Below are 16674 nucleotides of genomic sequence, written 5' to 3'. Positions count from 1 at the left end.
TGCGATAGCGTTTAGTAACGATTCTTCCACTCGCGAAGAGTGGCGAACGTTGCGAGATCATTATCAATAGAACCCTGTTTGCTTGCAGCATTACGGACACTTTCGGTGCCGACGCGCAAATAGGGGTTGATTTTCAGCTCGCGTCCTATCGTGCTGGGTAAGGTGGGGCGGTCTAAGGCCCGCGCCTTATCACACTCCATTAAGGCGTGTTTGACGTCTTCGTTCTCAGGATCTGCTTCGCTGGCAAAGCGAAGGTTAGCCTGAGTGTATTCGTGCGCGGCGAAAACAAAGGTTTCTTCGGGTAGCGCCGCAAGACGCTTTAAGGCCGCGTGCATTTGCTCGGGTGTTCCCTCAAAGAGGCGACCGCAACCGGCGCAAAATAAGGTGTCACCACAAAACAGCAGTGGGGGAATCCCTGGTGTAAAATAACTAATATGGTCTAACGTATGCCCAGGTGTCTCAAAGACTTCAAATAATCGGCCCATGACGCGAACTTCATCGCCATCGCCTACGCGCTCTTCGACACCATTAATTGAAGGATTTTTCGGGCCGATTACCCGTGGAGCGTAGCGCTTGATCAGTTCTCCCAGCCCGTCAGTATGATCAGGGTGGTGATGGGTGATCAAAACAGTGCTAAGCGATAACGACTCGCGCTCCAGAAACTCAATAACGGGAAGCGCTTCACCTGGATCCACCACGCATACTTCTTGGCTGGTATCTTGTCGAAGCAGCCAAATATAGTTGTCGCTTAAGGCGGGGATCGGTGTCACGCTCATCATAGGCGAGATCCTTTAACGATGAATTAGCGCTTACGGTTAGTTTGATAGCGCTTTCGTGGTGCATGCAAGACGTCAAAAAGCCGTTACTTTGGAGGGTTGTGCGGTACATGTCAAATTCAGCAGCGACAGAGACACTTGCCAAGCAGTTATTCGCGAGTCGAGCTTACTGGGAATCTGAGGCAGGCAAATCGTTATGGGATTCCCAGCGAGCCTGCCTGGGGCCCCTGGTTGACTCACGTTCTGGCGGCCATAGCCTTGAGATGGCCATGGGGCCTACGATGATGTCCATGTCGGGAATTGCACACACGCTTCAATGGGCGCCCAACCGAAAGAGTGCCCCCCACGAGCAGACGTTGGTTTGTCCAGCTGAACGATTGGCATTGCCTGATCGGTGCCTGGATGTTGTGGTGCTTCATCACTGGCTTGAGCACCTGCCGGATGCCCACCACACATTGCAAGAGGCCGCGCGCGTCACCTCTGATAGCGGTATTTTGGTGCTGTTTGGTTTCAATCCCATCGGCGTTAGCGGCGTGGTTAAGCAATGGCGCAAACGTCAAGGCCAATATCCCTGGAATGGGCAATGGCGCACGGCCAGCCGAATGGGTGACTGGTTAGCATTTGTCGACTTTGAGGTCGAACGCGTAGACTACTGCTGTTTTAGAAGCTGGCCTGGAGGGCGCTGCGTGGAGCATTGGGAGTCCCTGGGGCGGCGCTATAACTGTCCACTGGGAGAAAGCTATATAGTGTTGGCCAAGCGTCGCCAGCCCAGAGCGCCTATGCAACGCATCAAATTTGGTTTGAAATCTCCAGTAGCAGCAAATTCGCTTGGTGCGACACGCACCAAAAATGACTGACGGTTTCATTAGGCGCTAAGCACGCGATAATTTCGATTTAAGGACTCTCAAACGTGACTGAAACAGAGCGGTTGCCTCAGGTAACCGTGTATACCGATGGAGCCTGCCGTGGAAATCCTGGCCCTGGCGGGTGGGGGGTTGTGCTGGCAAGTGGGCAGCATGAGAAAACCTTGTATGGGTATGAAGCACAGACGACCAATAACCGAATGGAATTAATGGCGGCTATTATGGCGTTGCGCACGTTGAATAAACCCTGCCAGGTGGCGATTTGGACGGATTCACAATACGTCCGCCAAGGCATTACACAGTGGATTCATAATTGGCGTAAGCGCCAATGGAAAACCGCCGCGAAACAACCCGTCAAAAACGCTGAGCTATGGAAGCAGCTAGATGCCGAAGCCCAGCGGCATCAGGTTGAGTGGCATTGGGTCAAAGGGCACAGCGGACACCCTGGCAATGAACAAGCCGATGCACTTGCAAACCAAGCCATTGATGAAGCAACACAACGCGCGTAGGAGACCATGATGCGCCAAGTCATATTGGATACAGAAACGACGGGGATCGATCCTAAAGATGGCCATCGTTTGGTGGAAATTGGTGCCGTGGAAATGGTCAACCGGCGTTATACCGGCCGTACTTACCACCAATATATCAACCCAGAGCGCCATATCGATGCTGAGGTAGTCGCCGTTCACGGCATTGATGACGCCAAAGTCGCCAACGAGCCGGTATTTGCGCAGGTGGCCGATGACTTTTGGGCATTCATCGAAGGCGCGGAATTGGTCATTCATAACGCGCCTTTCGATGTGGGATTCATTGATCATGAGTTGAAAATGCTCAAGGGCCGTGCACAACCACTAGGTCCTGTCAGGGATCATTGCCGTATTCTTGATACGCTAGTCATGGCCAGAAAAATGCACCCTGGCCAGCGCAACAGTCTTGATGCGCTATGCAAACGTTACGATATTGATAACGGTCATCGCGTATTACACGGCGCACTGCTAGATGCCGAGATCCTGGCTGATGTTTATTTGGCCATGACGGGAGGGCAAACGGCGCTAACGCTGGATGCGGAAGCTAATCAATCTCAGCGCAGTGATGCACCCGCTGAATCAGGGCTTTCGATTCAACGGATGACGCTAACGCCTGGGCAGCTTAGGGTCATTGCGCCTAATGATGAAGAGCGTCGAGCACATCAGGCTAAATGCCAAGCGCACCAACTGCGTTGGAGTGAGGGCTCGGTAAGCGATGCTTAGAAGAGAGATACCCCACCAGGTACATGAAGGCCGCGTCCTATATCTCTCGCGTAGCCGGTTGGCACCTGCGTTACCTGCTGATGGCGATGTATTGACCCCGCTCCACCCTTGGCAGCCATGGACCAGCGACATGCAGCCGTTGTGTTATTGGCAGGACGAGCCGGTTGCGTTGCAATTGGCCGCTAAACCTGGGGATGAATGGATAGATGGGCGTCAATGGATGGGCGAGTTGCCATCGGAATGGTATGCGCTGTTATCAACGGCTTTGCAGGTCGGGGCATGGCTGGAAAATCATCGCTTTTGCGGCCGCTGTGGCGCCGAGGCCACTAAGCTGGCAACCGAGTTTGCGATGCATTGCCACGCCTGCGGCCATCGTAACTATCCACGAATTTCGCCCTGCATTATTACCCTGGTCACCAGTGGTGAGGCGATGTTGCTGGCTCGTAGCCCGCGTTTTCCGCCAGGCCGCTACTCGACCTTAGCCGGGTTTATTGAACCGGGTGAAACGGCCGAAGAGGCTGTGCATCGGGAGATTTTTGAGGAAGTCGGCGTTCATGTCAGCCAACTGCGGTACTACCAAAGCCAAGCGTGGCCATTTCCTCACTCACTAATGCTGGGCTTCTTTGCCGAGGCGACCACGCGGCGTATACGTATTGATGAGGTGGAAATTAGCGATGCTGCCTGGTTTTCACCACGCCAACTACCCGCCTTGCCGCCTGTTTACTCGATTTCTCGCGAATTGATTGAAACCCACTTAGCACGCTGGCGATAAGCAAGGCAGGCTGTCGATTATTCGCTAGGGAATAGCGTGGTTAGCTTGGTGGCCAGCATCACGTTACCTGTGGCTTTCAGCTTGCCCGTCATAAATGCCGTCATGCCGTTGATATCACCATTCATGATGCCTTTTAGCGTATCTGTGCTCAGACTCAGGCTAACGGAGGGATCATCATGCTCACCCTGTTGAACGTCGAGTTTTCCATCCTGAATATCGAGGTAATAACTGTCTGCATCAGAAAAATGAAACTGGAAAATCTCATGCATCCCCTGAGCTGCTTTCGGATCAAAGCGAGCCTGCAACTTTTCGAGGGTATTCGTTGACATAATAGCGTTCCATTTAAATGCGAGAAGAAAATTCTTGGCGTATAAAGCGCCAAACAATTGTAAAATTTGCGGCCTTTGATAAGAGAATATTTCAAACATATGTTTCATATCAAGCACCGTTTTCAATGCATTGCCCAACGGTGTCGGCTTAGCGCTAAATTGTAAGCAAGGAGATGCACGTGAACGAATGGGTAGTAGAAATTGGTACATTTATCGTACAAGCCTGCATTGTCGTCGCCGTTATCGGCATCAGCGTATTGCTTATCGCACGTGCTAAGGCGGAGGGTGAGAGAGATTTAACCTTGCATGTGGAACCGTTGCACGAAAGACGGCGAAGCCGGGCACGGCGCCTACGGCTGGCTGCAACGCCTGCAGGCATTCGCAAAAAGCTACTCAAAACGTTCCGGCGAGAAGATAAACATCGCCGTAAAGAAAAAGCTGATACTGACACTCCCAATGTGTGGGTACTAACGTTCAAGGGTGATATGAAAGCCTCAGCGACCGAGCATTTCGCCCAAGAAATTTCAGCGCTGATTGAAGTAGCCAGCCCTGAGGATGAGGTGGTGATTTGTCTTGAGTCCCCTGGCGGATTAGTTCATGCCTATGGGTTAGCGGCGGCCCAGCTTGACCGGCTTCGCGACGCGGGTCTTACGACTACCGTTTGCGTAGATAAAGTAGCCGCGAGTGGCGGCTACTTGATGGCTTGCACGGCGCACCACATCAAAGCGGCACCTTTTGCCGTGATTGGTTCGATTGGAGTGGTTGCTCAAATCCCTAATATTCACCGCTTGCTGAAGCGCCACGACGTGGACGTTGAACTGCTAACGGCTGGAAAGTACAAGCGCACACTTACCTTGCTGGGTGAAAACACGGATGAGGGACGTGAAAAATTCCTCGAAGATCTTGAGAACACGCATCGCTTGTTCAAGCATTATGTTGGCGAGCGTCGACCCGACATGGATATTGATGCCTTGGCGACGGGCGAAATTTGGTACGGCAGTGAGGCGCTTGATCGCAAGCTGGTGGATAGCGTCGGCACCAGTGAGGCGTATTTGATGGAGCGTATCGCACAAGCTCATGTATATCGCGTGAAGTTAGAGCCCCCCAAAACAGTGGGGCGTAAGTTTGGGCTGGCGATTGCAAGCGGTGTAGAGAACGCCGTGCTTAAAGGACTAAGTATGCTCGAAGCGACAGGCTGGCATCGTCGTTAGGCGCCCTCGAACAATACCAAGCACTTATCGCTTAGGTGTCATTATCCCGCAAAATGGTCCGCCAAGGTCGTAATAATGGCCTTGGCGCTCGCACTGCTAAGAGAATAATAAATCGTTTGTGATTCCCGCCGGGTCTCCACTAAATGGTCACGTCGCAAAATCGCCAAGTGTTGTGAAAGCGCCGACTGGCTTAATGCCAGCTGCTGGTTGATTTGCGTTACCGACAGTTCCTTCCTGGCAAGCAAGCACAATATTTGCAACCTTTTTTCATTGGCTAGGGCTTTTAATAAGTTGGTTCCCGCCTCAATGGCGTGGCCATTGTGTTCAAGCAGGCGTGCAGCACTTGTGGAAGCCGACATGGATATCTCCTGGCCTACCTATCAAGGTAGCTTTGTTATTGGTTGTTGAAGGCATCGCCGCGTGTAGGATCTGATTATTTAATGATCAGTAATTTAGCGGGATTTGTCCAAGTCGTTGTTTAACGGTTAATCAATGGTAATAAATGCATTTTTAGCGACAGTAGAATCAGCCTCGGCTGAATTGCCACGGGGTTGTAGCCCATAGTTGTAGGGCAAAACGGCGTTTTAGCGCATAAAGTGTCAACAATTCTACAAGCCTCATCTAATCACAATAAAGATAGGTACCCCATGCGTCGCTACCAGCAGATTTATCAGCAATCTATCGAGCAGCCCGAGCACTTCTGGGCTGAACAGGCTAAGCGAATCCCATGGTTCACACCGCCTGCGACCATTTTGAGCTACGACGAACAGCAGCATGCACGCTGGTTTTCCGACGGTGAGATGAATCTTTGCTACGCGGCACTGGATTACCATGTCGAGCAAGGCCGTGGCGAACAAACTGCTATCTTCTGGGACTCTCCAGTGACCCAGGCTCAGCAAACCATTACTTATCGCCAGCTACTGGAGCGGGTGGCCACCTTTGCAGGCGTGCTTAAGCAGTTAGGGGTCGAGAAAGGCGACCGTGTTGTCATTTATATGCCGATGATTCCGGAAGCCGTGGTCGCCATGTACGCCTGTGCCCGACTGGGTGCGATTCACTCTGTCGTGTTTGGCGGCTTTGCACCCCATGAGCTGGCAGCGCGTATTGAAGACGCTGCGCCCAAGGTGGTCGTCGCGGCATCCTGCGGTATCGAGGCAGGCAACGTCGTGGCTTATAAGCCAATCATTGATCAAGCACTTGCATTAAGCCCCCATCAGCCGGATGCCTGCATTATTAAAGTCCGCCCTGAGTGCGAGGTTGAGTTTAATGAGCGGGATTACGATTGGGAAACGCTCGTTAGCCAAGCCACCCCCGCTGACTGTGTGCCGGTAAAAGGGACCGACCCGCTTTACGTGCTGTACACCTCAGGCACGACGGGAAAACCTAAGGGCATTGTGCGGGATACTGCCGGCTACGCCGTTGCACTGGCTTATTCCATGGAGGCTATCTATGCCTTGGCGCCTGGCGATGTGTTCTTTACCGCATCGGATGTTGGCTGGGTCGTAGGGCATTCCTATATTGTTTACGGCCCACTGCTGCATGGGTGTTCGACAGTGCTGTATGAGGGCAAACCGGTTAAAACACCCGATGCAGGGAGTTTTTGGCGGCTTATCGAAAAATATAGCGTCACCAGCTTCTTTAGTGCGCCGACTGCCTTTCGTGCGATTAAAAAAGAAGACCCAGACGCTCATTGGCTGGCAAAGTACGACATCAGTAGTCTCAAGCATCTTTATGTGGCAGGTGAGCGGCTTGATCCACCGACCTATCATTGGCTGGATGACCTGCTCGACGTCCCGGTCATCGACCATTGGTGGCAAACTGAAACCGGTTGGCCCATTGCCGCTAATCTGCCAGGTATCGAAGCCATGCCCACCAAGGCTGGATCAGCCACCGTGCCCGTGCCCGGTTTTAATGTCCAAGTGCTGAACCGGGATGGTCAGCAGGCCGCGCCCATGGAGCAGGGTAGTGTGGTCATCAAGCAACCGATGCCACCGGGCTGCTTAACGGGTGTTTGGGGTGACCCAAAGCGCTTTCACTCTGCCTACATGGCTGCGTTTCCGGGCTATTACTTAACCGGCGACGGTGGTTTTTTTGATGAGCAAGGCTATCTGTTCATCATGGGGCGAACCGATGATGTCATTAACGTCGCAGGGCACCGGCTTTCTACCGGCGAGATGGAAGAAGTCGTTGGCGGCCACCCGGCAGTTGCAGAGTGCGCGGTGATCGGGATCCATGATGACCTAAAGGGGCAATTGCCCGTCGGCTTGGTGATTCCCAAAGATGGCTATATAGAAGGTGAAGCTGCCTTGGAGGCCGCTTTAATTGCCCGTGTTCGGGAGCAAATTGGCCCGATTGCCTGTTTTAAACACGTTATCGTCGTGGACCGTCTGCCCAAAACACGCTCGGGGAAAATTCTGCGTAAACTGTTGCGCAACCTGGCCGATGGTCAGGAGGTGGGCATCCCCTCCACGATTGATGACCCCACCAGCGTGGATGATGTACATCGCGCCATGCGTGACCATCAGGTCGGTAGCGCGAATAAGATGCCTCCGCTTGCCTAACCCGATTACCGATGACTTTTATTGCGGTTGAGAAGGCGTATAATGCGCTTCTCACTGCACCTAGGTGCGCAATGCGTTGAGGGTTCCCTAACCCCTCGTCAACACAAAAAAGGCCCGCCGTATGTTTGTTTTAAGCGACGCTCAGCACCGCCGTTGCCTCGCCGTGATGGTGGCGTTCCACATTGGTATTATCGCCGCCAGTAACTACCTTGTTCAGCTCCCGTTTACCCTGTTCGGCTTCCATACCACCTGGGGTGCTTTCAGCTTTCCATTCATTTTTTTGGCCACCGACTTGACCGTCCGGCTGTTTGGCAAAGAGCCGGCTCGCGCTATTGTACTGCGCGTAATGCTCCCTGCGCTGATCGTCTCGTATGTGGTATCGGTGGTCTTTCCCCAAGGACGTTTCGCGGGTATAGAAGCGTTGAGTGACTGGAACCTGTTTGTCGCCCGTATCGCGCTGGCGAGCTTTTTGGCTTACGTTATTGGCCAGTTGTTAGACGTGCAGGTGTTTGATCGTTTGCGGCAGTGGGTTTGGTGGGTCGCCCCGGTGTTTTCTACCGTAATGGGCAACTTGGCCGATACTTTTGCATTTTTCTCAGTTGCGTTTTACCAAAGCCCAGACCCCTTCATGGCTACCCATTGGGTTGAAATTGCCGCTGTCGATTACGCCATTAAGCTTGCCATCAGCCTGCTATTTTTCCTGCCACTTTATGGCCTGTTGCTATCCTGGTTGACGCGCCGCTTGGTGGTTTGGACCGACCAGGCAGATCTCGCACCGCGTACAGCCTGATTTCCCTTCGACTGATAAGGAGCCTAGATGACTGATGCCTCGCCAGTAGATTTGCATTATCTGGACCAGCCATCGGGTGAGCACCCCGATGCCATTCCCCTGGTGGTGATTCATGGGCTTCTGGGGAGTGCCGACAACTGGCGCTCGCATCTCAAGACGTGGCAGACCTTGCGTCGAGTGATTGCGGTCGACTTGCGCAATCATGGTCGCTCGCCCCATGCGGCAGGTATGAGTTACGCGCAGATGAGCGCTGACGTAGTTGATGTAATGGATAAGCTATCGCTTGCTCGCGTACATCTACTGGGGCACTCAATGGGCGGTAAGGTGGCCATTAGCTTAGCGCGCCAACATCCTGAGCGTGTCGCTTCGCTGGTGGTAGCTGACATTGCTCCAGTGGCCTACCAGCACGGCCATGATGATGTCTTTGCTGCGTTAGAGCGCGTTAGAGAAGGGCAGCCTGCTAATCGGCGAGAAGCTGATGATTTACTCGCTGAACACGTCGATTCTCGTCCAACCCGGCTCTTTCTTGCCACCAATCTGGTGCGCGCAGAGCAAGGCGGGCTCACGCTGCGCGTCGGCTTGGATCATATCCGCCAAGACTACGAAAGGATTATCGGATTGCCATCGGGGGACGCTGCTTATAATGGGCCAACGCTGGTGCTGCGCGGCGATGAGTCGCCCTACGTGACCGACGCCATGCTGCCAGCGCTGCGTAAGATACTCCCCACCGCGCGGGTTGTGACGCTAAAGCAAGCCGGGCACTGGTTACATGCCGATCAACCCGCCGCCTTTCAGCAGTCAGTCGACGCGTTTTTGACAACACAAACACCCTGAGCTTCGCTTATAGCGGCATAATGGATACGCCATATTGATCAGGGTGGCGTAAAAAGCGCTGAAGGATGCGATAGCTGTCGATATCGAAACTGACATCGCTGCTGCCCAGTTCTTTGGCTTCCGCAAGGGACCCTACACTTCCCAGGTAGCACCACTGGTTCACCACGTGCCAAGCCACTGCCTTATGTGCCGGAGGGGATTCCCTGATGACAATTCGTCCCGGCCATGGCCAGGTGTTGACCTGAAGCGGCTGCAGGGCTGACTGCGCGCGTTGTGTATGAGCGCCCATCGTTTCATTACCGAAACAGGCGCCAAGGCACTTACCTATCTGACTGCCAAAGCAACGGCCTTTACCTGCTTCCAGACCAAGCACTCGCGGACAAAGCCGGTGTGTTTCGGCCAGCGTTCGCAACGCTTTTTTTGCGGCGGAGGCATTACGGTAGAGGCCGTAGAACGCGCCCGTTACCGGTTGATTAAGCGCTGTGCCGCTGAGCAGTTGTGGCTTTATCGCTTCCTCAGGCCAATGCCAGGTGGTCAGGTTGCGTTGCTTGCGCAATTGACGGTTCATAATCGGCAGCAATGACTTTACCAGCTGTGCTTCACGTAGTTGAGCGCCCAGGTCACCCGCTGTTTCTTCCCACTCTATATGCTGTATCTGCTCGACCATTCGCATGGTCTTGTGATGGTGGTGGGCACGCTGAAAATGATCGCGCACGCGATCACGCAGCCGGATACTTTTACCGACGTAAAGCGGCAGCCGGTTATGCCCATAGAAAAGATACACCCCAGGTGCGCACGGTAGCTGCCTAAAAATATCACTTTCAATATTCATTGAGGTACGTGTCAATATCACACAACGGCCTTTCTACTGGGCATGTGGGTCGATGGCTAAACGTGATACCGGAAGCAACTCATCGCTAACGCCTTGCTTTTGTAGATACTGCTCAAATGCTTGATAACGACGGCTGTCCACCGCGCCAGGCGACAACGCTATACGCCTGAGCAAGTCTTGCCAGCTCGACTCATTGATGGCGTTGTCGAGCACCGGTTCGGCGCTAATCAGTAATTCCCATGCGGCGTCGGGGTTTTCCAGCATCCAGTGATGCGCGTCTTCAATAGCCATTACGACGTGAGACCATGTGTCTGCACGCCGCATGGCCCCATCACGGTTGGCCAATAACACAAGGCCGTCATAGCGGGGGATGTCGAGCGCCTCGTGGCGAATAACCTGCGTATTGATCCCTTCACTGGCTAACTGTGCAGGCAATGAGTGAAAAGGTGCATCGACGACTGCATCCACTTGCTCCTCAACGAAAGCGCGTCGAGTGTCAAAGTGGAGGTTAACCGGTGGCGCAACGTTGCCCGACTGTGTCAGGGCGTCAGGAATTAAGTGCGGTATGAACAAGTCGCGGCCTTCGAGGCTTGAATAGCCATAGCGCAGCGGCGCCAGCTTTTCCTTGAGAGGCTCTTCAAGCTCGCCTGCCACGACCACCGCTGTAAGCGGTGTTTCAATCAGCGTCGCGATACGCACGATGGGCGCACCATCGTGCGCATAAAGATGCAGGGCAGGCTGGCGGCTTAACGCGAAATCAATCTCACCGGCGACCAATAATTTAAGCGCTATGGCAGGGTCCGCCGGGGTTTGGAGCTCCACCTCCATGCCCTGCGCCGTAAATAAGCCGCGTTGTTGCGCAATAACAAGGCCTGCATGCTGCGGGCTTAAAAACCAATCCAGCATGATGCGGATTTGTTTGAGCGGCGGTGGCTCAAGCGGTGGCGGTGGCGTGGCGGCGGCGGTAGGGGCTCCCTGATGCGCCTCCTCGGCCTCGGCTTCGACTGTCCACCACATGGGAGGCACCAATACACTACTGTTCAGTTCGCGATTATCTTCACTAGGATCATTGTCAACTTGTGGCTCATTTGCGTATGTCATTGAACTTACGAGTAATAAAACGGCCTTTAAAAGCAGTGAAAAATACCAAGCGCGACATACACAGGTCAGCATCGTCAATAACTCCCAGTAACAGAAACCAAAGTGTATCTGCCGCGCTAAGCATCTGACCAGCCTTCAATTGCGTCTTGTCGAGCCATAAGCCGCAGTAAATTCAACGCTGACATGCGATAATAGACATGCTTTAGGAAGAGATGGAGAGTCATGGACGCAATCTATACGTTTTTTTTGATCGGCGGCTCATTAATGGCGCTCAGTATTCTGGGGAGCCGCTTGTCCGCCATGATGGGCGTGCCGCTTCTTCTTATCTTCCTGGGATTGGGCATGGTGGCCGGCGAAGAAGGGCTGCTGGGTCTCGAGTTCGATGACTACTTTATGGCTTTCACGATCGGCCATCTCGCCCTGGCGATGATCCTGCTTGATGGTGGTCTTCGCACACGCCTCAAAACCTTTCGCGTCGGCTTCAGGCCGGCGCTTTCGCTTGCTACCTTTGGGGTGTTTATCACCAGCGCCATTGTCGGCGGCATCGCGATGCTGGTGTTCGATTTAACCTTGGTGGAAGGGTTGCTGGTAGGCGCCATTGTTGGCTCCACCGATGCCGCGGCAGTATTTTCGATGCTCAGTGGGCGAGGAGTAAACCTCAATGAGCGGGTAGGGGCCACGCTGGAAATTGAGTCGGGTACCAACGACCCGATGGCGATTTTCCTGACCTTGATGCTGGTCGATATTTTAGTTGGTGATATCGGCGGCCCCGTCGAAACACTAATGTTTTTTATTAGCCAATTCGGCATTGGGCTGGTAGTGGGTATTGGTGGCGGCTGGCTCAGTGCCAAGCTGCTGCGCTGGCTTGATTTAGCACCAGGCCTCTACGCCATGTTGGCGCTTGCCTTGGGCTTTAGCGTGTTCGGGCTTACCAGCGTTATAGGCGGTAGTGGTTTTTTGGCAATCTACTTGGCAGGTCTGATGATTGGCAACCAGCCGGGGCGCCACCTCAATTTTATTTTACCCGTCCACGATGGCTTGGCGTGGTTGAGCCAAATCGGGCTCTTCCTGGTATTGGGGCTGCTCGTCACCCCAAGCGAGCTCTGGGAAGTCGCCCTCCCAGCGGGATTAGTGGCATTGGCGCTGATTTTTATTGCCCGCCCCCTGGCGGTTCTGATCACCATCAAGCCGTTTTTTAAATTTCGTTGGCGGGAAACATGGTTTATTGCTTGGGTAGGGCTGCGCGGTGCGGTGCCTATTGTACTGGCGATTTTCCCTCTGATTGGCGGGGTAGAGAACGCGTCACTGTACTTTAACATTGCCTTTGCGGTGGTATTAATGTCGCTGCTGATCCAGGGTGGCTCACTCTCATTAATAGCTCGATGGTTAAAAGTCGAGGTGCCAACGGGCACTACACCGGACAGGCGAGGTCCGCTGGGGATATTGCCGGAAAACGACTACGAGATGTTTGTTTACCCGGTTGAAAATAAAGACCTGGACGACGTGCCTATTCGTTTGCTGCGCTTTCCCTCTGGCGCACTTATCTCAGCGTTATTCCGTGAACATGCCATGCTGCATCCTAAAGGCAGCACACGGCTAAAATTAGGCGATGTGATATGCGTGATAGGCCGTTCGGAAGACCTAAACGCCCTCAACCGCCTGTTCAACGGAGACTCTAAGCTAAAGCAAGAACGCGCCTTCTTCGGTACCTTTACGCTTGATGGTAGTGCGCACATGCAGGATATTGCGCAGGCCTACGGGCTGACCCTAAGCCCAGGTGAGAAAGACATGACCCTGGCCGACTTTGTATCGCTACGCGTTGGCGGCCATCCAGTGGTTGGCGACGATGTGGATTGGCACGGCATTCACTGGGTCGTCAGCGATATGCAGGGCGGAAAAATCACCCGGGTCGGGCTAAGATTGTACTAAAGACGTTGACTTCCAAGGAAAAGCTGGTAGTCTATGCACCCGTAAGCCGGAGGGATGGCAGAGCGGTTGAATGCACCGGTCTTGAAAACCGGCAAAGGTGAATAGCCTTTCCAGGGTTCGAATCCCTGTCCCTCCGCCAAGTATTACGATTAAGCCGCTGATTTCAGCGGCTTTTTTATGTCTTTATGATTTTAACCCACATTCTGACCCACACCATTGAGTTGGCTTCCACTGAAAATCACAGGATGGTATTGGACTGTCCTTCCTTTTGTAATGATCTTGATCGCGTTGAGCTAGAGTATGCCAATGAGCATTGGCTGCTAAAGACGGTGCTTTAGTTCTGGCGCTGGATAGTCATTCTACCGACCTGAGTCAGTACGCAACAGATACGGTTACTGGAGCGCTTACCAAGCGGGAGAAAAGAATACCAAGCACGGTACCACTAGCTACACTTAGATGAATCCACTCCACAACCGAGCCCTCATCATGTCTACCTTCCGTTTCATCATGCGCTTTCTGACAGTGCCGGTGATGGTTGGACTGGCTAGCTCTGGCCTGGCCAGGGAGACATTCATCGACGGTAACTTAACCCCTCAGTCCCGAGTACTCGCTCTTGATAGCCATGATTCGGCCAAGCTGTTCGATACAGTCGACAACATCGACTCATTGGGCGACGATGCCTTCGAACTGGTCATCAAGTCGCCGCCAAGTTTTCTCGAGCCCTTAGCAGTCGGCTGGCGGCTGGTTGCCGCTACCGACGCGCCACTTCATCCGCTAGGGCAGGCCGAAGGGCAGCTGGTGGACTCAGGTCTGCTCGCGCACGTTGCAGCGACCGATACAGACGAAGATGGCACCTTGAGGCTATCGATAGAGTCCGCCGAGCTGGGAGATGTGGTGGAAGACGGCACGTTAACAATCATCGTCGTGGAGCGCGTCACCTCAGAAGAGGATGATTTTCCAGTAGAGAGCTTGCTGGGTAAAGCGCCCTCAGCGACAGGTCGATGGCTGCTGACCACTTTTCAGGATCGAAGCTGGGAACCATGCCCACCCGAAGACACCTCCTTCGAGCACGAGAAAACTCTTTACTTTACACCGCAAGCCAGCGCCGCAATTCGCTTACAAGCCACTTTCGCCTTGAAACGACAGATGACGTTTGAAGGCGGTCGTTTGAAAGAGGCCAAGTTGGAAGGTCGCATGTGCCAGGGTACCGAAATCACACCAAGCTTCGAAGAGAAGCTCCAGAGAGACGAAACAATCTGGTTACGCCAGCAAGGGCCATTCTACCGCATGGTGGGCTGGCTACCCATCATGTTTACCGTGAATGCTCGTCTCAATGCATTGCTGTCTACCAGTGGGCGTCTCAGTATTAGCGAACCGATTCAACTACACTACGATAGTGCTGGTGCCTTACAGCTTCAAAACGGCAAGTGGCAACCCCAGCCGCGTCATTCTCAACATCAAGGCCCTGAGCTACCCTCCTTGATGCTGAATTCCAGCCTAAATGCAAGCTTTGCCCTCGAACCGCGGCTGGAACTGATCCTCTACGGTACAGGTGGTCCTTACTTGGAGGCCAACGCCACTACGAGCGCCGTATGGAAGCCCGGCCAGCAAATCGATAGCGATCTCAGCCTAACTCTGCTTGGCGGTCTTACTTATCGCAATAGCCTTTGGAGCGATGACTGGCGAGACGAAGAACTGAAGCCAGCATTGTACCTTTGGCCTGAAGAGTAAAGGCTCTCTTCGTGCTCATAGGAATCCAAGAGTTGGTTGAAGACCTATGCTCAGGTACGCTTACGGTCTTAGACTTTGTGAGCCTGTTTCATCAGGGGGCTTTGGTCGTACTAGAGAGTTTTCGCTGGATTCCCGCTTGTTACGCTTGAGTCTGCATCGCATGCTAAAGCGGCGCGAGGTGCCGACACTGGCGAAATTGGCTCGGCAGAAGGGCGATGACGCGAAAACCGGAAGCCCCGATACAAGCCCTTCAAAGACTACTAACTGGGCTTGATGAACCAACAGCCCAACCGATAATGAGCTCGAGAGGGGCAGTTTTATGGCGGCGATTTGATCCCCAGAAGGAGCACATTTCATTCGGCGTTGACATTTTTAGTCGAAGCAGAGGTCTCGAACTGCGTGCTTGCGGGCAATCTCTTGCCCACGAGCACATCCGCAAAAGGGGCGTTTTCAGGAACCGACAACCGCCGGGTCCTGAGGCAGAACGGCAGCACCCACAGTCGCAGCCCCTTAGACTTCGGAAAGTCGAACACGGAGAGCGCGTATTCCAGCGTATCTGTGCGGGGATAGATCAGCACTACATCGCCTTCGCCGTCGAGATAGCCCTGGCCGTAGGCGTATAACTGGTAGAAGTCACCCTGGTCGAGACCGTACTTGTCCGTACCGTTCCCCTTTGCGGCGTCGATCAATTTCCACTTTGTGTCCAATACCACCCGTTTCTTCTTCCCCTCGGTGATCAGCAGATCGGGTTTTAAGCGGAACCAGTTCTGCCCAATGTGCTTCACCAGCGAAAAGACCCGTGTCTGGGTTTTCAAGGTGAATGAAGGGGCCAACTGGCGGGCAAGGTGCTTGGCTACGTAGGCCTCGAACACGACTTCCATCGGGAACATCAACGATGGCGCGTGGTGGTTGCCCATCCCTGTCAGGGGCGAGGAGTTTTCCAGTATCAGCCGTGCCCATGCCAACGCGCCGGCATATTGCGTCATGCCGCGATCAAGTCGAACCTGCTGAAAGTCTCGGGCGGGAACGTCGGAAACAGGCACCTCCGCGAACACGAAGCAAAACTCACGGGCGAGACGCTGATTTGCATGCGAGGCGGAGGCTGAGAGAACCACCCTCAGCGCCGCGTGGAGTAGACGGTTCTCGGGGCGGTTGGAGGTGAACTCGTCGTACTTGGTGAAGAAGCGATCCCGGCGGACCAGGTTCTCGCGCAGATGCTGCGCCATCTGCAACTTCCCCCGTAGGGCGAATAAATTGCCCTCGTGAACCTCGTATCCGCCGTGCAGTCCTCGTTTGACCACCTGGTCGACGCTCTGCAGAAACTCCGCGATGAACACCTCGAGCAGCGGCATGCGTGTTGCTTTGAGGCGGGCGCTGGCGGTCTGTAAGTGGCGGAATGGGCCCAGGCAGCGCAGCATGTCGATCAGCAGGCTACGCGCCTCCACGATGCCTCCCCCGATGGCCTTGCCCACCTTTGGCAGTACCTCGATCTGAAAGCCGTTCGGTGCCTGTATCACGCCGACGAAACTCGTCATCTGCACCCCGCGGCGTCCTCGCCGTTGCGTCAGACGCACCCAGCGGTTGGGTGTGCCTCGCGACGGATCGGTCAGGCGCAGCGCCTCAGCTTCAAGCCAATCGAAAACCGCGGAAGGCATAGCACACAGATTGCCACCGACGGACTGCCCGGGCTCATCC

16 protein-coding genes, 1 tRNA gene and 1 pseudogene are annotated in these 16674 nt (G+C 54.0%); 12 read left to right on the top strand and 6 right to left on the bottom strand.

Annotated elements, in window-relative coordinates; all coding sequences use genetic code 11:
- Positions 1–11: 11 nt before the first annotated feature.
- Positions 12–779 (bottom strand): hydroxyacylglutathione hydrolase, encoded by a 768-nt coding sequence (gene gloB, locus CPH17_RS03375; protein ID WP_074396318.1) that lies wholly within the window; start codon positions 777–779, stop codon positions 12–14.
- A gap of 107 nt (positions 780–886) precedes the next feature.
- On the opposite strand from gloB, the gene CPH17_RS03370 reads away from it, so the two are divergent.
- From CPH17_RS03370 to nudC, 4 genes are read left to right on the top strand one after another with little or no spacing between them, the layout of a single operon-like run.
- Positions 887–1633 (top strand): methyltransferase domain-containing protein, encoded by a 747-nt coding sequence (locus CPH17_RS03370; protein ID WP_074396319.1) that lies wholly within the window; start codon positions 887–889, stop codon positions 1631–1633.
- A gap of 53 nt (positions 1634–1686) precedes the next feature.
- Positions 1687–2148: a ribonuclease HI gene (gene rnhA, locus CPH17_RS03365; RefSeq protein ID WP_074396320.1), complete on the top strand. Its 462-nt coding sequence runs from the start codon at positions 1687–1689 to the stop codon at positions 2146–2148.
- 9 nt (positions 2149–2157) lie between these two features.
- Positions 2158–2889 carry a DNA polymerase III subunit epsilon gene (gene dnaQ / locus CPH17_RS03360; RefSeq protein ID WP_096298261.1) on the top strand — a complete coding sequence of 244 codons (732 nt, stop codon included), beginning with the start codon at positions 2158–2160 and terminating at the stop codon, positions 2887–2889.
- Entirely contained in the window at positions 2882–3661 is a 780-nt protein-coding gene (nudC, locus tag CPH17_RS03355) for an NAD(+) diphosphatase (protein WP_074396322.1), read from the top strand. Before dnaQ ends, nudC begins: the two co-directional genes overlap by 8 nt.
- 17 nt (positions 3662–3678) lie before the next feature.
- Here the strand turns inward: nudC and CPH17_RS03350 are convergent, their stop codons facing one another.
- A complete protein-coding gene (locus CPH17_RS03350) occupies positions 3679–3990 on the bottom strand; it encodes an SCP2 sterol-binding domain-containing protein (protein WP_096300887.1) in 312 nt (103 codons plus the stop codon).
- A gap of 179 nt (positions 3991–4169) precedes the next feature.
- Between CPH17_RS03350 and sohB the strand changes: the two genes are divergently transcribed.
- The gene (gene sohB, locus CPH17_RS03345; protein ID WP_074396324.1) at positions 4170–5201 is read left to right on the top strand and encodes a protease SohB; all 1032 of its coding nucleotides are present in this window, start codon (positions 4170–4172) and stop codon (positions 5199–5201) included.
- Positions 5202–5242: 41 nt separating this feature from the next.
- Here the strand turns inward: sohB and CPH17_RS03340 are convergent, their stop codons facing one another.
- Complete coding sequence (locus CPH17_RS03340) at positions 5243–5560, bottom strand: ArsR/SmtB family transcription factor (protein WP_074396325.1); 318 nt, start codon at positions 5558–5560, stop codon at positions 5243–5245.
- A 288-nt stretch (positions 5561–5848) separates the two neighbouring features.
- On the opposite strand from CPH17_RS03340, the gene CPH17_RS03335 reads away from it, so the two are divergent.
- The 3 genes from CPH17_RS03335 to CPH17_RS03325 all read left to right on the top strand — a co-directional run bounded on the left by CPH17_RS03335 (position 5849) and on the right by CPH17_RS03325 (position 9386).
- Positions 5849–7762 carry a propionyl-CoA synthetase gene (locus CPH17_RS03335; RefSeq protein ID WP_231898074.1) on the top strand — a complete coding sequence of 638 codons (1914 nt, stop codon included), beginning with the start codon at positions 5849–5851 and terminating at the stop codon, positions 7760–7762.
- A gap of 121 nt (positions 7763–7883) precedes the next feature.
- Entirely contained in the window at positions 7884–8552 is a 669-nt protein-coding gene (locus CPH17_RS03330) for a 7-cyano-7-deazaguanine/7-aminomethyl-7-deazaguanine transporter (RefSeq protein WP_096298257.1), read from the top strand.
- 27 nt (positions 8553–8579) lie between these two features.
- On the top strand, positions 8580–9386 hold the full coding sequence (locus CPH17_RS03325; RefSeq protein WP_096298255.1) for an alpha/beta fold hydrolase: 807 nt from the start codon (positions 8580–8582) through the stop codon (positions 9384–9386).
- A 7-nt stretch (positions 9387–9393) separates the two neighbouring features.
- On the opposite strand, the gene CPH17_RS03320 is transcribed toward CPH17_RS03325, so the two are convergent.
- Positions 9394–10218, bottom strand: coding sequence for a GIY-YIG nuclease family protein (locus CPH17_RS03320; RefSeq protein ID WP_074396329.1), 825 nt, complete (start codon positions 10216–10218; stop codon positions 9394–9396).
- Positions 10219–10251: 33 nt separating this feature from the next.
- Positions 10252–11235: an ABC transporter substrate-binding protein gene (locus tag CPH17_RS03315; RefSeq protein ID WP_231896535.1), complete on the bottom strand. Its 984-nt coding sequence runs from the start codon at positions 11233–11235 to the stop codon at positions 10252–10254.
- 306 nt (positions 11236–11541) lie between these two features.
- Here CPH17_RS03315 and CPH17_RS03310 point away from each other — a divergent pair, with 306 nt between their 5' ends.
- From CPH17_RS03310 to CPH17_RS20185, 4 genes and pseudogenes are all read left to right on the top strand, one after another.
- Positions 11542–13248, top strand: a complete 1707-nt coding sequence (locus tag CPH17_RS03310) for a potassium/proton antiporter (RefSeq protein ID WP_074396331.1) — start codon at positions 11542–11544, stop codon at positions 13246–13248.
- A gap of 48 nt (positions 13249–13296) precedes the next feature.
- Positions 13297–13387: transfer RNA gene (locus tag CPH17_RS03305), tRNA-Ser, on the top strand.
- Between the two features lie 347 nt (positions 13388–13734).
- Positions 13735–14979, top strand: a complete 1245-nt coding sequence (locus CPH17_RS03300) for a hypothetical protein (RefSeq protein WP_074396332.1) — start codon at positions 13735–13737, stop codon at positions 14977–14979.
- A 112-nt stretch (positions 14980–15091) separates the two neighbouring features.
- Positions 15092–15240: pseudogene (locus CPH17_RS20185) on the top strand (IS481 family transposase); the annotation flags it as partial.
- A gap of 92 nt (positions 15241–15332) precedes the next feature.
- Here CPH17_RS20185 and CPH17_RS03290 read toward each other — a convergent pair.
- Positions 15333–16634 (bottom strand): McrC family protein, encoded by a 1302-nt coding sequence (locus CPH17_RS03290; RefSeq protein ID WP_197703508.1) that lies wholly within the window; start codon positions 16632–16634, stop codon positions 15333–15335.
- Between the last annotated feature and the right edge of the window lie 40 nt (positions 16635–16674).

Origin of the sequence: Halomonas sp. hl-4, from assembly GCF_900215475.1 — a bacterium.
GTDB lineage: Bacteria > Pseudomonadota > Gammaproteobacteria > Pseudomonadales > Halomonadaceae > Vreelandella.
The sequence above is the reverse complement of the archived record's forward strand: the minus strand, read 5'-3'. Positions and strand labels throughout refer to the sequence as shown.

Excerpts from the sequence above, each read along its gene's own strand:
- gloB (WP_074396318.1), bottom strand. The coding sequence starts at position 779 with ATGATGAGCGTGACACCGATCCCCGCCTTAAGCGACAACTATATTTGG.
- CPH17_RS03370 (WP_074396319.1), top strand. The coding sequence starts at position 887 with ATGTCAAATTCAGCAGCGACAGAGACACTTGCCAAGCAGTTATTCGCG.
- dnaQ (WP_096298261.1), top strand. The coding sequence starts at position 2,158 with ATGCGCCAAGTCATATTGGATACAGAAACGACGGGGATCGATCCTAAA.
- nudC (WP_074396322.1), top strand. The coding sequence starts at position 2,882 with ATGCTTAGAAGAGAGATACCCCACCAGGTACATGAAGGCCGCGTCCTA.
- CPH17_RS03350 (WP_096300887.1), bottom strand. The coding sequence starts at position 3,990 with ATGTCAACGAATACCCTCGAAAAGTTGCAGGCTCGCTTTGATCCGAAA.
- CPH17_RS03340 (WP_074396325.1), bottom strand. The coding sequence starts at position 5,560 with ATGTCGGCTTCCACAAGTGCTGCACGCCTGCTTGAACACAATGGCCAC.
- CPH17_RS03335 (WP_231898074.1), top strand. The coding sequence starts at position 5,849 with ATGCGTCGCTACCAGCAGATTTATCAGCAATCTATCGAGCAGCCCGAG.
- CPH17_RS03330 (WP_096298257.1), top strand. The coding sequence starts at position 7,884 with ATGTTTGTTTTAAGCGACGCTCAGCACCGCCGTTGCCTCGCCGTGATG.
- CPH17_RS03325 (WP_096298255.1), top strand. The coding sequence starts at position 8,580 with ATGACTGATGCCTCGCCAGTAGATTTGCATTATCTGGACCAGCCATCG.
- CPH17_RS03320 (WP_074396329.1), bottom strand. The coding sequence starts at position 10,218 with ATGAATATTGAAAGTGATATTTTTAGGCAGCTACCGTGCGCACCTGGG.
- CPH17_RS03315 (WP_231896535.1), bottom strand. The coding sequence starts at position 11,235 with ATGTGGTGGACAGTCGAAGCCGAGGCCGAGGAGGCGCATCAGGGAGCC.
- CPH17_RS03310 (WP_074396331.1), top strand. The coding sequence starts at position 11,542 with ATGGACGCAATCTATACGTTTTTTTTGATCGGCGGCTCATTAATGGCG.
- CPH17_RS03300 (WP_074396332.1), top strand. The coding sequence starts at position 13,735 with ATGTCTACCTTCCGTTTCATCATGCGCTTTCTGACAGTGCCGGTGATG.
- CPH17_RS03290 (WP_197703508.1), bottom strand. The coding sequence starts at position 16,634 with ATGCCTTCCGCGGTTTTCGATTGGCTTGAAGCTGAGGCGCTGCGCCTG.